The organism is Tenacibaculum profundi (genome assembly GCF_052050075.1).
Taxonomy (GTDB): domain Bacteria; phylum Bacteroidota; class Bacteroidia; order Flavobacteriales; family Flavobacteriaceae; genus Polaribacter.
Genome location: NZ_CP197225.1, coordinates 564,819 through 580,837 on the forward strand (window position 1 = coordinate 564,819; position 16,019 = coordinate 580,837).

A 16,019-nucleotide genomic window follows, 5' to 3' on the forward strand; every position below is an offset into this window, starting at 1 on the left:
CACCATTTATTATATACAAAGAGATACATGACAAATATACATTTTTTCAAAAAAAACAAATGTATGTTACTGAAAATAAACACTATAAATAAAACAAACAACTAAACTTACCACAATTATGTCAAATAAATTTTCCATTTTTTAGATATCGGAGAACCTACTATTTATAATTCATTTACTAAAATTTAGGCATAAAAAAACACCCTAAAAGGTGTTTTGTGGTGGGTGTATTTTTAACGGACTTGTATATGAAAAGTAGTAGAATAAAATTCCGTGCTTTTCAATTTAAATACGAAAATAGCAGAAAAGAACGAACTTTAATTTTAGCTCTAAACTGCTATTTTTTATATACCGTGTTATAAGCCGTTACGCTTAGTTTTTATCTTTTAATAATTTCTGAACTAAAGCTTTTAATTCATCAATCTCTTTCTGTTGTTTTTCTAATTTTTTAATTTTCTTTTCCTGCTCAATGGTATACAAAGTTAATTCCTCAATTTTTTGCAATAACTTAGAATCCATCTCACCTAAAAAGAACCCATTTTGTTCTACCTCTTTAGCACTTGGAATATCTTTTAAATGTCCTTTTGCTTTGATATGGTTTTCTACTTCTTTTAGTGTTGGCAGCTCATAATCTTCGTAGAAAACAAAATCCGACCAGTTTGAATAAGTTGCAACTTTCACTTCTGTAGCGGCAACTTTTCCGTTAACTCCTAATTTAAATCCCTTTGTATTTGTTGTACCAATCCCTATATTTCCATCCTTTAAAATTGAAAAATAAATATTTTGTCTTGCAGTAATATCCTCGGACTCTGACGAAATTCTATAGCCAATATCGAATCTATTACCTAATGACGCAGTTTTTTGATGTAAAGTCCAAGAAGAACTTTCATTTGTTAGAGAAATAGAAGAACCATTGCTACCTGCGTTACTTGACATTAATTGAAGTCTCGCATCCATCCCTTCAATTATCGAAGTGACATAAAGGTCTTTAATACCGTTTGAATTACCAGTAAATAAATGTTGCTTAGCTCTAGGACTTGTTGTTCCAATTCCTACATTACCATTTTGAGAAATCCTCATTCTTTCGTTTCTTGAGTTAGAACCTGTAGAAAAACTTATACCATCGTAGGCATTTAGACTTAAACCATCGGATGCGTTACCATTATGGTCATAAGTTAGAATAGATAAATTGTATTTATTTGAATTCACAAAATTCTCTCTAAAGAATATTCCGTTTTCGTTACCTCTTGAGAATGAATTAAACAAAACATCTCCATTCACATCTAATTTGGCACTTGGACTTGTTGTTCCGATTCCAACATTTCCCGAAGACCTCAAAACAATATTATCTCTCCATTTCCACGCCCACGCTTCATTATCTAAATATCGAGTTTGAAGATGCATTCTGCCACTTGCGTTTGTAGTATTTCCATTATCAGGAGAAACTAAAATTCTACCTTGTTGCCAAGGGTTTGTTCCATCCGTATTTGCAGGTACTACAAAACCTATGGAAGCTCCTTGATTTGTTGTTCTAGTATTGCTTTTACCTTCAATTATTAAATTAGCATCAAAATTTTGTGTCGAATTTTTTGATGTAATTGATGATGAAATGTGAAGTGTCCCCTTTGGCGTCGCTGTTCCTATACCTACATCTCCTAAAGATTCTATTTTATTTTGTGCATTACCCCCCAAACTCATTCCCATCATAGCAATGACAGCAATTTTGATTGTTGTTTTCATCTATTTTATTTTTATTGTTTTTTAATTATCAGATTAAACCGCTTGAATAAGCATTTCTTTTAGAAAGAAGTATTTTTCATAGCGATTTCATAATAATTTAAATTTATAATTGTTTTTAATTTGTTTTCTTTTTTGGCTTATAACGTCTAGTATAAGAATAGTAGCGGATTAAAATGCAATAACTTTCAGTCAAACACAGACCATTTTTATATTTACTAACTTTCCTTTTAGCAATTAAACCGCTATTATTTTTATACAATGTTACAAATAGTTTTACTCTTTTGAATATTCTTGGATAAATATTGACACGTCAATTAGATTACCTGCGCCATCACTAACTCGATTTTCTTTTCGGAGAGTCAAAAGCTTATTATTATTTGACAAAATCATTTCGTCATATCTTTGATTTAAATAAACAATTGAATTCTCAAAAATTGCCATACCAGATATTTGATAACCGTTTGTTGAACTATAGGACCAAATTCCATTGGAAATCGATTGAACTAAGTCGTAACACCCTCCGTTTGGGTCTTCATTAAATCGTGAGAAAGTATAATCCTGATTAGAAGAAAATCTCATAGCACTTCTTTCTTCACATTCAGAAAGTGATTTTTCCGATATTAGGACTTCATCTAAATCGAGTCTTTTTACGGATTTAAGTTTCCAATTTCCAATTATTGGGTCTTGATTTCCAGATTCGTCCTCTTTCGAGCAAGATAAAATAATGAGCCCGATTAAAAATCCAATCAACAAATTCAGTTTTTTCATAGTATTAAATTTGATTCAAATTATTTGTAACTAGCGGATATACACAATTGTGTATATTTCGATTGCAAATATAAACGTTTACAAATATTTACAACTAGCAATATTTTGATCACCTTTTTCACTAAAATTTAGGCATAAAAAAACACCCTAAAAGGTGTTTTGTGGTGGGTGTGTTTTAAACGTTTCGTGTAAACTGCCTTTTAATGCAGTTTAGAGGGTGTTGTAGCATGTTTTTATTTCTTTTTAAAGTCAAACCCTAAATTCAATTGTAACATTATTGGCCAAATATTTCCATTTCCATAAGTATCGAAATAGTATTGAGGCCCAACGTCAAAAAGTAAGTGAAAATTCTTTCCGTATTTTCTTTGAATTCCCCAAGTTGGTCCAATTGCAAAGTCAAAGTCAGAAGTCCTATATACATTTTCAGCGATTGAATTCCCTCGTGATATAAGTCTTAATGAAACAAAATTTCCAGAATTATTTTCGATCGTTCTGTTTTTGCTATTTCGTTTATTTAGATTATAAAACCATTTTTCTTGAACATCTAAAAAAGGACTTATTATATAAGTAAATCCATTTCCCGCAAAAGTCAAATCAGGATATCCGCCACCATAACCAATTCCAAGTCCAGCAGAAAATGTTGAGTACGTTCCAGTTGGTAATTCTAATTCAATACCTGGGTTTAAAAAATTCACTCTCCATATTTTTTCTGTTGTAATTTTATTTTCTTGAGCGTAGGTTACTGTAATTATTAATATAGATAGTAAATTCAGTAAGTTTTTTTTCATTGGTTTTCGTTTTTTGTAAATGTTGTACAACTAGCGGATATACACAATTGCGCATATTTCTTTTATAAAGACGAAACTATTAATAAACAAATAAAAACTCAAGTCAAAAAAGGAATTATTTGTAGTGTTTATGGGCTTTAGAACAACTTTTTTATTTAAACTGAACGTTTACAAATATTTACACCTAGCAATATTTTGACAACCAGTTTCACTAAATTTTAGGCATAAAAAAACACCCTAAAAGGTGTCTTGTGGTGGGTATTCTTTTTAACGGACTTGTTTATGAAAGGTAGCTTGCAAAAAGACACTACATTTTCGATTTAACACAGAGCCGAATTTTTATATTCTGTTTTTAATTTTTCTCTTTTAAAAAGCCAAATCCACGATTTGGCGGTGTTGGTAAATAGTACTGAATTTCGTTAACCTCTGAATGCCCTATTTGCTATATACAGTGTAATACACTTTTTAAATTACATTAATCTCCTTTTTGTTTTCGGGTAAAACACTCTTCAGTTTTTCTTTTCCAACAAAAAACTCAGTGAAATACATTTTTGATAGTTTCTTCTTTAAGTCGTCTAAGTAGTATTGTCCTGAAACTTCAAAACCAATTAGTCCTAGTTCAAAACTATATTCTTTATATAAGTTCGATACAGTCTCTAGAAGAAAACCTTTTAATAATTTGGGAGGTTTTGGAATATCTTCCCATGTATTATTATATTCTCGTCCAAATACTTGTTCTATTGCTTGTGTATAAAAGCATATGTCAAACCAATTAAAACCTGTTTCAATTGGCTCGTCTTCTTTAATGTTGATTGTTTTGAATGGAATTGAATAATTTTCGAGATTTAGGATACCTTGATACTCCATCCATGGTTTTTCTTCTAAAGCTATTTGATTGAAATTATGGTCATAAGGTCCCTCAACATTTGGAAGACTCCAAATATAGTTGTCATATTTGTAAATAGGCTTTGGTTCTACACTTGGACAAACTTGTATACATAGCTCATAGAAGCCACCGCAACGAAGGTTTGTATCAAGAAATAGTGTGCGTTTATCGACCATAGTCTTCATTGTGTATATTTCGGTTGCAAATATAAACGTTTACAAATATTTACACCTAGCAATATTTTGATCACCTTTTTCACTAAAATTTAGGCATAAAAAAACACCCTAAAAGGTGTTTTGGGGTGGGTGTGTTTTAAACGTTTCGTGTAAACTGCCTTTTAATGCAGTTTAGAGGGTGTTGTAGCATGTTTTTATTTTTTTCACATTCCATCTTCTCGGTCAGAAAGCCAATCGCTATACTTCTTCTTTAGACTATCTCTTTTTTCAGTCGAGTCAACAATTACATCAACTCCACCATCATAAGGCGCAATGACACATTTCTTAGTCTGACAGACAAACATAGCTCTTATTTCGTCATCTGCAATTGCCTTTAGAATTTCATCTCTATTTCCGTTTTTCCAATTTTCAGTTTTGACATAAATGTCAAAGTACATTTCATCTTCATATTCTTCAGGTCTTTCCTTGTGTAAGTCAATGGTCATGACTTTCAGGAAATCTCCAAAGCCAGTGAATTCTTTGTAATTGTCATTGGTTATGTCGTTGGTGTAAAGTCCAAAAGAAATTGCTATTTCTGATTCTTCCCCAATCAGGTCATTAATCAATTGATTTTGTCGGTCAAGTATGATTTTGTATTCTTCCGAAGATTCGGCATAACGTTTTGATTCTGGTAGGCTATGAATTCTAAACCATCTATCATTATATACCCATTTCAATTCGTGATTGATTGGAAAAGATTCTGGATATTCCTTATTCCAATAATTTATGAATTCGCTTTCAGTCATTTTTTTTATGTGCTACAACGTTTTGTATATGGTTAGTTACGTGGTTAAGCAACTAAATTAGTAAACAAATACAAACAATAGAAAATTCCGAAGAAATTTTCCAAATAATCACTTGCCAAAGCAATTAATCATACACGGTGTTAGGCATAGTTTTTTTCTTTATCCATTCTAAAATTTCTCTTTCATTTATTATTGACCAAGAATGTGGGTTTCTTTTTCCATTTTTTCGGTAACCTTTATTTTTGGTTTCTATGTATGATGTTTTAAATCCATTTTCTTTTAATTCTTTATGTAAATTTTTTAATTGAAAACTATTTGTTTCCTCAAAACCTCTTTTATAAATAGTTCTATTAAATTCCAAGGCTGGTTCTGTATAAAACACCAATTCTGTTTCTTTAAATTTAACATTTTCAATATATTTTAAAGAATCTAAATATGGCGAAAATATTTTATATTCTTCTAAATTTTCTTTCGGTTTTCCTATTTTTTGATTTAAATAATTTAACACGAAAGTAGATTCATTAACAAGAATAGAATTATTTTTTTCAACTTCCTGTTTACAGTTTTTATATAATTGTATTAAATCTACTGGAGAATCCACAACAAAAATTCCTTTTGGATTAAATTCTCCATTTTTATAAAAAGTCAGATATTTTCCCAATTGTAAAGCGAGATTTCCACCCGCTGAAAATCCACCAATATAAATTTCGTTTCCGTGAATGTTATTTTTGTTTATTATTTCCCAAACAAGTTTTGCGATTTTTTCTTTTTCTAATTTATTCAGGAATAAATTTCTATTTGTTTTAATAATTAAGACGGAAATTTTTTCATCTAAAGCACTTTTAATTAAATTTGATTCGTTTTTAATTCCTTTATTATTTTCTCCAAAACCTGGAAATAGAATTAATAATTCTTTATGATTTTCAGGAACTATTAATTCATAAAATTCAGAATTAATATTTATTTCGTTTTTAGTGTAATTTCTACAGTTAAAGAGTAAGAAAATTGTTAATATGTATATAAATTTTGTCAAATTATGCCCAACGGTTTGGCTAAGCTGCGTTTTAATGCAGTTTAGGTGTTGTTGGCTATAGTTACTATTGCTCATTATCGATAAAACGTATTGTCTGAAAAATATTATTAACACCTAGATTTAACCTACTCAATCCAGCTATAACTTCTTTTTTATCAGGGAATTTATCAATAAGGAATTTGGTAAATCTATATCTAGGAATTAAATATATATTTTCGCTAATTTCTAAATAATAATCTTTTTCAACGTCACCAAATACGTAAGGTTGATTATTAATTCTTTTGTATTCGTATAATTTTACATTTCCATTATAAATCAACTTAAGATAAGCTTTCCCTTTATCAAAAGGAGTTACTTTCCTTTTCTTTTTATAAAAATAATCAAAGCCGTCTTTTCTAAAGTATTTAATAAATTTTGGTTTTATTTTTAGTTTTTTATTTACAAATTTGAATTTAGCAACATCATTACGAGATCGAATAACTCCTTTAATTGTATCTCCATTTATACTTAAAGCGTAATCTTGTCTAGATATCTTATCAATTTTATTGAAAAAAAGATGGGTTTTATCAATTAAAACTGGATTAAGAAAAGGAAGATAATCTTTACCGTTCAATCTTGTTAAACTGTCATTTTCAAGAGAATTAAAACTTTTAGGAGAAACAGTTAAACTTTCATAAATTAATCCTTGATAATACAACTTTACTATTGTTGAATCAATTACATATGATTTTTTGTCAAAGTCATAAAATTTTGATTCTACAAAATTAAAGTTACCAAAGATTGTATCTTTACTCTTTGTAATAAGAAAATCAGAGAACTTATTACTTTGGGAAAAAACATTTGTTGAAATTGCAATGGTTAATAGAAATAATACCTTTTTCATATTTATTTTAAGTTATAGCCAACTAGCGGATATACACAATTGTGTATATTTCGGTTGCAAATATAAACGTTTACAAATATTTACACATAGCAATATTTTGATAACCAGTTTCACTAAATTTTAGGCATAAAAAAACACCCTAAAAGGTGCTTGGTAGTACGTGTATTATTTTATTGACTTTTTTTTACTCTATTTCATAAACTTCACTAACATGGATAAAATCGTCTCCTTTAACAAAAATAACCACATATTTCCAAAAGTACCCTGTCAATCTCGAATCATCTAATTTATCTTTTTCATAATATGCATCAGAATTTATTAGAACCTCTTTTAAAGACAAGATTTTCTTTGGTGATAATCCTTTATGTATTCTTAGCTCATCAAAATAAACAGAACCTTCTCTATGTCCTGTCCCTTTAATTAAATAATAATATCTGGAATTATCATCATCTAAATGTCTTGTCAATAAGTTTCTATCATATTTGATAAACAAAGTATCCTGAGCTTCTTCTTGAGAAAAAGAATGGATAGTATAAAAAAAATAAAAGTAAAATAAAACTTTTCATATTAGTCTAGGTATATTGACATTCTGTAAATTTGGTTTTAAACGTTTCGTGTAAACTGCCTTTTAATGCAGTTTAGGTGGTGTTGGCGGTAGTTTTTTATTTAAAATAGACCAAATCGTTTCTTTTTTCTGGCTGTATTTGGTCTGTCAAGATTCACAATATCGTTTACACCGATTTTGTCAAAACCGTCAAATAGGGCTTCTACACCTTTCGTCATTTTCAGGTTTACTTCTTCGGTGTAAAGCGGAATAAGTGTATAGAAATCAATTGATTTGCCTTTAATATTAAGTGTTCGAAATTCTTCTCCGAATACAATCGTTGGCAATAATATCATTGTATTTAATCTAGTGTTGTCCGAAAATGACTCAGCAGGATCGCCATTTGGTATTGTATGCCCATAACCAAACCAAGTATTGTATTCATGTGGAAATCTAGCGAGGTATTTAAGCCATCTTATGGGCCAATAATTACGTTCATCTTTAAAATCTTCATCAGAGATTTTCCAATCTTTTGGCAAACAAATACTTAATTCCGCAAAATCACAGTCTTCAATACCCTCGGGTGTATTCATTGGTTTATCGCTCATACCAGATGTAATCAATGTATGAAATGGTCTTTCCTCTGTAGGCTTTACCCAATGAACATCAATATGCACTTGTTCTGAAACCAACTCGTGAAACACCATATGAATTTCTCCAATATGTTTTTCGATATGGTTTGAAATTTCTTCAATTGATGGTTCTCCAGAAGCTCCTTCAAATTCTTTTTTTCCAGAGTCATCATATCTATATATTGGCGAGCCTGATTCCGATTTTTCCATTGTATTTTATATTAATGCTAACTAGCGGATATACACAATTGCGTATATTTCTTTTACAAAGACGAAACTATTAATAAACAAATAAAAACTCAAGTCAAAAAAGGAATTATTTGTAGTGTTTATGGGCTTTAGAGCAACTTTTTTATTTAAACTGAACGTTTACAAATATTTACACCTAGCAATATTTTGATCACCTTTTTCACTAAAATTTAGGCATAAAAAAACACCCTAAAAGGTGTCTTTTGGTGGGTATTCTTTTTAACGGTTTGTGTATGGTTAGTTGGGTGTTTAAATGTACAAAATTTAGCGTTAAACACTAGCTTTATAAAAAATCACTTATCATTGGTTTAACAAGAAATAGCAATTAACTATACACTTTGTTACCACACGTTTTTATTAGCTATTCAGAAAATCAGTCGCTCGATTTGATTTCTGATTGAGAATAGAAAAATCAAAATCAAAAGTGTAATCAAATTCGTTTTGAATTTCACGTATTCTCCATTGTTATAATTTTTAATTATTCTATAAACTAAAAATCCGCCAACAAGTGAAATCGGCAGATGGTTGAATATTAATTCAACATACCATAATTCGGAAATTCTACTTGAGCCAGCTCCAGAGCCAAATATTAAGAAAAAAGCCAATATCTGAATTAAAATCAGAAGTAGCAGAATTCCGAAAAATAGAACTGATCTAATTCCGATTCCGAGATAATTCGTCTTTGTTTTTAAAAATTCGACTGTTTTCAATTCAAATTATTAATTAATATTTTTTATTTTTCCTAAAACTCTTTATTATTATAAAAAGCGCTAAAATTAATGATGGAATTAAAATTATTATTCCTTCAATAAATAAAATATGAATTAGACACCCATCTCCAGAACAAGGTTGACTACCTTTTATTAATAAGAATATTGAATAAAAAATTCCAACGAAACTGATTAATAATAGCAACCAAGTTACAATTCTGTAAAACATATTTTAATAATTATTCTTTTTTAGATTTTAAAAATGCAATTATACCAATAAACAATAATACTATTCCAATTATGAATAGTAAAAAAGCAATTATAGGTATGCATCCGTGTCTACAGCCTGAACTGTTAATAATATAGTAAAAACGAATTACTGAACTTAAAATGAAAATTATCGAAATTATTAAATAGATTATGTGTCTTTTCATAAGTTAAATAAATCTATTTTTTTGAGATTCAGAATTCTCTTAGTCAATGAATTACAAAACTTTAACCAAAATGCGTTTTTAATGCAGTTTAGGTTATGTTGTAGCTAGTTTTTTTCTTTATATATTGATTTTAAATCCTTTTTGTATTCAGTTTCATATAATTTAAAAGCTTCTGACCCAATTCCATCTAAAAGACAAAAAGAAATATAGGATATATGTTCAATCCAATTTTCAATTTCTTTGATTTGTTTATGACTAATCAAATTATTTGATTGCAACATTCCCTCAGGATCAACTGCCCAAGCTCTTCCAAGGTGGCAGATTCCCCAAATTGATGAGACTATTTCGTTCTTTATATTCTCTTTTGGAAAATAATCAGATAAGATATATAAAGAACCAACTATTTTATGGAAATTTTCTTCAATTAATCTACCTTTAAATGGTCGTAACATTCCTAAAAATCCATTTGTCCATCTAGGGTTTTCAATATCAGAATGCTTACCACTCTGATACAATAATTCTTCTATTGCTTGTTTCTCGTTCATTCAATTAGCTACAACTAGCGGGTATATACAATTGTGTATATTTCGATTGCAAATATAAACGTTTACAAATATTTACACCTAGCAATATTTTGATCACCTGTTTCACTAAAATTTAGGCATAAAAAAACACCCTAAAAGGTGTCTTGTGGTGGGTGTGTTTTTAACGTTTCATGCAAACTGCGTTTTAATGCTGTTTAGGTGGTGTTAGCAAATGTTTTTATACAGTTAAATTTTCTATACATTTTTCTCTTATTCGCCAGATTTGATCAAACTCAAATTTCGATTTTGTTTCATTTAACCAGTTTTTCAAAAATTTTTTGTGATAATCAACTTTGAAAGTTGTAACCTGATTTGGTTCAATTAGCTTTTCTTCAATAATGTCTTCTTCAATTTTCTTAAATTCAGATTGTTCACTGGTAAAGTCAATTCTATTTTCACTTATTTTCAGATAACAGTGTGCTTCTGGAATAAATTCGATTGAGTTATCAGTTAACTCAGTTCCAATTTTTGGCGTATTCAATTCGGTCATACGGTAAATTCCGATTACTAAATCAATATTTGGTATATTGTTAAGATCCGCTATATTTTTTAAAAGAGCATGTTTTGAACTACAAGTGCCCTTTTGTTCTGATAAAACAAGTCCAAAATCAGTCCGATTTTTATTTCGACCATAGGGCAATTTTTTAATGAATTCTGTCAGTTCATTCCACGTTTCGATTCCTTTGATTTTTACAAGCTTGGTTAATTTATCCTTTGACCTTAATTTATAATCTTTATTCATTTTACTCAACTTGTGTACAACGGTCAGGCTATGAAGCGTTGGCTTGTGTTACGCCTGCGGCAAGCCTATGCTTTATTAGCCATTGTTGGGCGTTCGTTATTTTATATTATTTGTTTATCAGACCAATAAAATGTCAATCCTTCTAGTTCTTCCACTATCATGTGTACATTATCATCAAGTAGTTTTGAATGAGGACTTTTATGATAATCTTGTTTTGTCACACTACATGTTGCTTTTTTTAATATATAAGACATCACTGGTTTTATATTGCCATTTATTATGTCGTCATATAATTCCTCTTTCTCTACAGGAATACTAAATCTATACGAAAGACCTTTTTCATCAGAAAATGGTTCCAAATTAAATTCCTCTCCTACAATCTTTCTTTTTATATAAAGAACGCCGTCAAATTGACAAATGTCTTGTACTAATGGTTTGTCGATACACTCTTCAAAAGTTTCATTCAAATATGTTCTTTGGTTATCTAACCACTTTTTTAAACTATCTCTTTCTACAGGAATAATTTGAAATTTCTCAATCCAATTATATAAATTCACGATATGTCCCAAACAACTAACTCGAACTTCTTTATCCTCAATATTCCATGCAATAGTAAATGACGCTATTGTATCAAGTTCCCTATTTATCATACTTTTGAAGATGTTACTCAGGGCTTTTAGTGTAATTTGAATATCTTCTGTTGGGTCATTCTTACCATGAAAAATGCATGGAATGTTCCAATATTCATCTTTACAATTTCCATAGAGTGTATCATCTTTTATATTTAGTTTTTTTCCAAGTCGACTTAATGCTTTTTTAACTTCTATGATTTCGTCTTCAAGAATACTGTTATCTACACCATTAATATTAATCAGATCATAAATAGAAACAGAATGGCTGATATTTTCATAATCTTCATTCTTGTTGTGGTAAGATATAAGAAGTTTTATACCATCACTTTTATTCATTGAGTGAGGTACTAATTGTTGCATTAATGATTTATTATCTGCCTCTTTATTAAGTTCCGATATTGGTTTTGCTATCCCGAAATACTCATAAATCAACGGATTATCCTGCATGTAATTAGTGATTAAGCTTTTCCAGTTCTTTAGTTCAAGCTTGCCATCAACTCTAAATAACTTTGTATATTCACTTCTCCTCCCAAAGTCAGTCATATTTTGGTCTATTCTATCAAAATATAAGTCCGAATCATACCCCCGTATAGCACCATCAAAGTGTACAAAAGTATCTTTTGAAGTATCGTAAATTGAATGCATATATCTGCAACCGAAAAAATCTTCCATTGTTGGAGCATCATTTTCTCGCAATTCTTCAAGTTCAAATTCTTTTAATTCGTTGTTGTCTTTCCAAAAGAATTCTGTTGTTGAAATACCATGGTAATCTCTTTCAAACTCACTACAATTATGCTTAGTAAGTCCGTTTTGAATATTACTTATATCATCAGTGTATTTAGGGCCAAACCAATACTCATATTCAAATGATTTAAGGAAAGAAGGCGAGTATCCTATCAAGTCCCAATCCAGTGAAATTTTGATAGTAATATCTTCGTTATTCTGCATTGACATTAACTCATCCAAAAAGAAGAAGTGAAAGTTATTATGTCTTGATAATGACCTCCTAAAAAAACTATGTGAATAGATGCATAAAGGCAGTGTATTATGAAAAAACACTCCTTGATATTTATATGTGAAGTTTTTGTTTAGGTCTTCCAGTTTAATCAGACCAGCTTTATCCTGAAAATCAGCTAATTCTTTAAATACCCTCTTAACAATAGCGTCGTTTAATATTGACAAAGTACCTGTTTCAAGGTATTTAAACTCTGACTCGATATAACTTTCAACTTGTTCATAAAGCTTATTGTTATTTTGGACAACCGTATTTTTTATGCTCTTTATATGAGAATAATTTTTAAAATCAGTTATTTGCTTACTATCATCGTCATTTTGTGGAATCAAAGAAAGTCCTAGACTTCTAACCATTTTAGGTTCAAAGTATAAACCGAATGGTACCATCGCACCAACTGGTCTATGCATATCATGTCCAAGGTGCATAGGAACTCCCTCTGTCGCTTTCATCCAAATCATATCTTCCATTGCAGATATTGCGAATAGATGCCCGTATTTGTTTAATCTATCTGTATTTAATATTGATAATGATTTGTGCATTGCTAAGTCTTTGTTTTAATGACGCCCAACGGTTAGTATAACAAGCGTAGCCTGCCGATAGGAGGCTATGATTTGTTATACATTGTTAGCTATAGTGTTTATTCTCCAAGTTTTAATTTATGTTTAATAATCAAGTAAGAATTAATGCTTTCTCCATTTTTTTGTGCAGGATTGAATTTCATTTTCTTAATACTTGATTCTACTTCAGTCGTCAAGAAACCATTATCAGCAACTAAGAAGTCTAGATTTACTGGTTTTCCATCTTTATCTATCTCAACAAAATAGCTATAACTTAACTCGTGGTCTTGTGGGTAGCCATCAAAAACAGAAATATCAGCTTTAAAATCATTTTCCAATACATCCTTATTAAGTATGATCGGATAAGAATCAGCAATCTCAAGCTCACGATTAATTAACCATTCGTCCTCCATTTCACATATAATTGAAGTTACAACCACTGGATTCTCAAAAATTGGAAACTCTTTTTTTGAAACTAACTCTCCCTTTTTATACAAAGTTTCTTCTTTTAGGGTGCCGTTATCATAGTAGCTTCTTGTTATTCCATCTTCTTTACCTTCCTTAAATTCTTGTTCTAAACTCACATTACCCTCTCGAATTGTTCTTGATTTTCCGTGTTTTAGATATTTTTTGTACTCTGTTTCATAAGTTGTAACACTTTTAAAAGAATTCCACTCAGTAATACAAAGTCCAGTTCCATCGATTAAGGTTTGTCTACCATCTTCATTCCAATAATTTTTCCAAAAGGCTCTTCCTTCTTTGAAATCAACTTCTATTTTTTTATTACCATTAGCCCAATACTCAATTCGATACCCATTCCTTTTAGTTTTACCAATATTTGTTGAATGTTCTTTTAATTGGCCATTTTCATACCATTCTTTATAATCACCATACTTTTTATCCTCTTGGTCTCGGTATTCTAATTTTGATTGTTGACCATTTTCAAAGAAATATTTTAGCTCGTTTAAACCATTGGTTGAGTTACGAGTAACTTCTTTCCTTAGCTGTCCATTCCCATAATACTCTTTAAGTTCACCAGTTTTTTGACCGTTAGAATATTGTACTATTTCTTTTGGTTTCCCGTTCTCATAAAATGATTTAAATTGTCCATTTATTACACCTTTTCGAAGCTGAAACTCTTCTTTGATCGTTTTGTTATCATAGAAGGTCTTACAAAGACCAGAAAAATTCATATCAAATTCTTCCCCATCTTCGTCTAGACAAATTTCGTTGGGTTTTTTACGAATGTAAGCTTCAATTAAAGACATTGTCTTTTCATTGATTTCATAGTAGTCGTCATCAAGCAAAGACATTTTGTCTAGTCTATCATAGAGGTCACTTCCAAACAAATCACTTTCTTGTGCTTTGTCCATTAACTTTTTATTTTTCTGATAGATTTTATCTGCTTTTTTGACAAGGTTGGCCATTTCAGTATCTCCAATATGTTCTAATCCTTTTATTATCGTAGAAACATAAAGCCCATAACCATTGTAGTAGAATTGAACAAATCCACCGTTTGTAACTTGAGCATCTAAATACCACCAATAATAAAGTGCTTTCTGTCCATACGATAAAGATTTTCCACGTTCAATTTCGTGTTCCTTGTCCTTTACAAATTTTGATATTGGCTCAAGTACAAACCAGCCAAAATCAAACCCACTTAATTTGAAGAATTCGCCTTTATTTAATTCAGGTCGAAAATGTTTAGTTTCATTAAAATCCCAATAAGGGTCATTTTCGTTTTGTACTTTACAACCAAACAGATTTAATAGATTCATAATAATTATTGAAATGGTAATTGTTCTTTTCATTCGCAATGCTTGTTCTACATTATAGCTAACTAGCGTATATACACAATTGCGTATATTTCTTTTACAAAGACGAAACTATTAATAAACAAATAAAAACTCAAGTCAAAAAAGGAATTATTTGTAGAGTTTATGGGCTTTAGAACAACTTTTTTATTTAAACTGAACGTTTACAAATATTTACACCTAGCAATATTTTGACAATCAGTTTCAATAAATTTTAGGCATAAAAAAACACCCTAAAAGGTGTCTTGTGGTAAGAGGATCTTATAGGTCATATATAAAATCAGTACTTTTTTATACTCTCTACCTTTCGTTTCTTCTTATCATAAACAAAAATATAACTTTCTACCCTATCACCACGATCAAAATAGCCATATATGTATACCATACAAATATCATCTTTTGAATAATACCCATTTATATCTATACTTTCTAATTCTTCAAAATGATCTTTAAAAAAAACAGTATCATCAAAATTACTTACGTTCAAGAAATAATCTCCGATTGATTCTCCTTTTTTATACTTGACAAAGATCTCTTTTGTTTTCTCTAAAAAACGATTCACTTCCCGTATGCCATTATTTGAAATATTTCGCTCATCAATAATTTCATTCTTATCATTATAAAATTTAAAAATAGTTTTTCCTCTAACATTTACCTCTGGCCTATATTTCGACATAAAATCATCAATTATAACTGAAAGTACTGGTATAAAAAGCTTTTTCTCTTGATCATTCATATTATCCTCATAAATATGAACTAAAACATCATTAACATTATAATCAATAATTACATCTTTAGCACCTGTATATCTCTTTACTATTGATAAATCCTCTTCCAAAACTGAAATTTTACAGGATAATAAAACTGACATTAAAATAAAATAAAAAAAAGCTCTACTCATTCTTGTTTTTGATGCAAAACTAAACTTTTTTACTTAGCCCAATTATATCCAAGAACTTTTTCGTTATTTAGGTATCGGAGAACCTACTATTTATAATTCATTCACTAAAATTTAGGTATAAAAAAACACCCTAAAAGGTGTCTTGT

Annotated in this window: 14 protein-coding genes; all 14 read right to left on the minus strand. The window is 29.7% G+C overall.

All coding sequences use genetic code 11. From position 1 onward, the window contains the following. Positions 1 to 372: 372 nt before the first annotated feature. Positions 373 to 1,740, minus strand: coding sequence for a hypothetical protein (locus ACSIGE_RS02175; protein ID WP_440881159.1), 1,368 nt, complete (start codon positions 1,738 to 1,740; stop codon positions 373 to 375). 273 nt (positions 1,741 to 2,013) lie between these two features. After that, a complete protein-coding gene (locus ACSIGE_RS02180) occupies positions 2,014 to 2,508 on the minus strand; it encodes a lipocalin family protein (protein ID WP_440881160.1) in 495 nt (164 codons plus the stop codon). Positions 2,509 to 2,741: 233 nt separating this feature from the next. Next, a complete protein-coding gene (locus ACSIGE_RS02185) occupies positions 2,742 to 3,296 on the minus strand; it encodes a hypothetical protein (protein WP_440881161.1) in 555 nt (184 codons plus the stop codon). 465 nt (positions 3,297 to 3,761) lie between these two features. Then, a complete protein-coding gene (locus tag ACSIGE_RS02190; RefSeq protein WP_440881162.1) occupies positions 3,762 to 4,367 on the minus strand; it encodes a hypothetical protein in 606 nt (201 codons plus the stop codon). Between the two features lie 194 nt (positions 4,368 to 4,561). Further along, on the minus strand, positions 4,562 to 5,143 hold the full coding sequence (locus tag ACSIGE_RS02195; RefSeq protein WP_440881163.1) for a DUF3885 domain-containing protein: 582 nt from the start codon (positions 5,141 to 5,143) through the stop codon (positions 4,562 to 4,564). 124 nt (positions 5,144 to 5,267) lie between these two features. Then, on the minus strand, positions 5,268 to 6,176 hold the full coding sequence (locus tag ACSIGE_RS02200) for a hypothetical protein (RefSeq protein ID WP_440881164.1): 909 nt from the start codon (positions 6,174 to 6,176) through the stop codon (positions 5,268 to 5,270). A 64-nt stretch (positions 6,177 to 6,240) separates the two neighbouring features. Further along, positions 6,241 to 7,059 (minus strand): hypothetical protein, encoded by an 819-nt coding sequence (locus tag ACSIGE_RS02205; protein ID WP_440881165.1) that lies wholly within the window; start codon positions 7,057 to 7,059, stop codon positions 6,241 to 6,243. A 184-nt stretch (positions 7,060 to 7,243) separates the two neighbouring features. Next, a complete protein-coding gene (locus tag ACSIGE_RS02210; protein WP_440881166.1) occupies positions 7,244 to 7,525 on the minus strand; it encodes a hypothetical protein in 282 nt (93 codons plus the stop codon). Between the two features lie 200 nt (positions 7,526 to 7,725). Next, on the minus strand, positions 7,726 to 8,445 hold the full coding sequence (locus tag ACSIGE_RS02215) for a suppressor of fused domain protein (protein WP_440881167.1): 720 nt from the start codon (positions 8,443 to 8,445) through the stop codon (positions 7,726 to 7,728). A 1,287-nt stretch (positions 8,446 to 9,732) separates the two neighbouring features. After that, the gene (locus ACSIGE_RS02220; protein WP_440881168.1) at positions 9,733 to 10,173 is read right to left on the minus strand and encodes a hypothetical protein; all 441 of its coding nucleotides are present in this window, start codon (positions 10,171 to 10,173) and stop codon (positions 9,733 to 9,735) included. 217 nt (positions 10,174 to 10,390) lie between these two features. Then, a complete protein-coding gene (locus tag ACSIGE_RS02225; RefSeq protein ID WP_440881169.1) occupies positions 10,391 to 10,954 on the minus strand; it encodes a hypothetical protein in 564 nt (187 codons plus the stop codon). A gap of 101 nt (positions 10,955 to 11,055) precedes the next feature. Next, positions 11,056 to 13,140, minus strand: coding sequence for a hypothetical protein (locus tag ACSIGE_RS02230; RefSeq protein WP_440881170.1), 2,085 nt, complete (start codon positions 13,138 to 13,140; stop codon positions 11,056 to 11,058). Between the two features lie 98 nt (positions 13,141 to 13,238). Continuing rightward, a complete protein-coding gene (locus tag ACSIGE_RS02235) occupies positions 13,239 to 14,969 on the minus strand; it encodes a DMP19 family protein (protein WP_440881171.1) in 1,731 nt (576 codons plus the stop codon). 283 nt (positions 14,970 to 15,252) lie between these two features. Continuing rightward, a complete protein-coding gene (locus tag ACSIGE_RS02240) occupies positions 15,253 to 15,843 on the minus strand; it encodes a hypothetical protein (RefSeq protein WP_440881172.1) in 591 nt (196 codons plus the stop codon). Between the last annotated feature and the right edge of the window lie 176 nt (positions 15,844 to 16,019).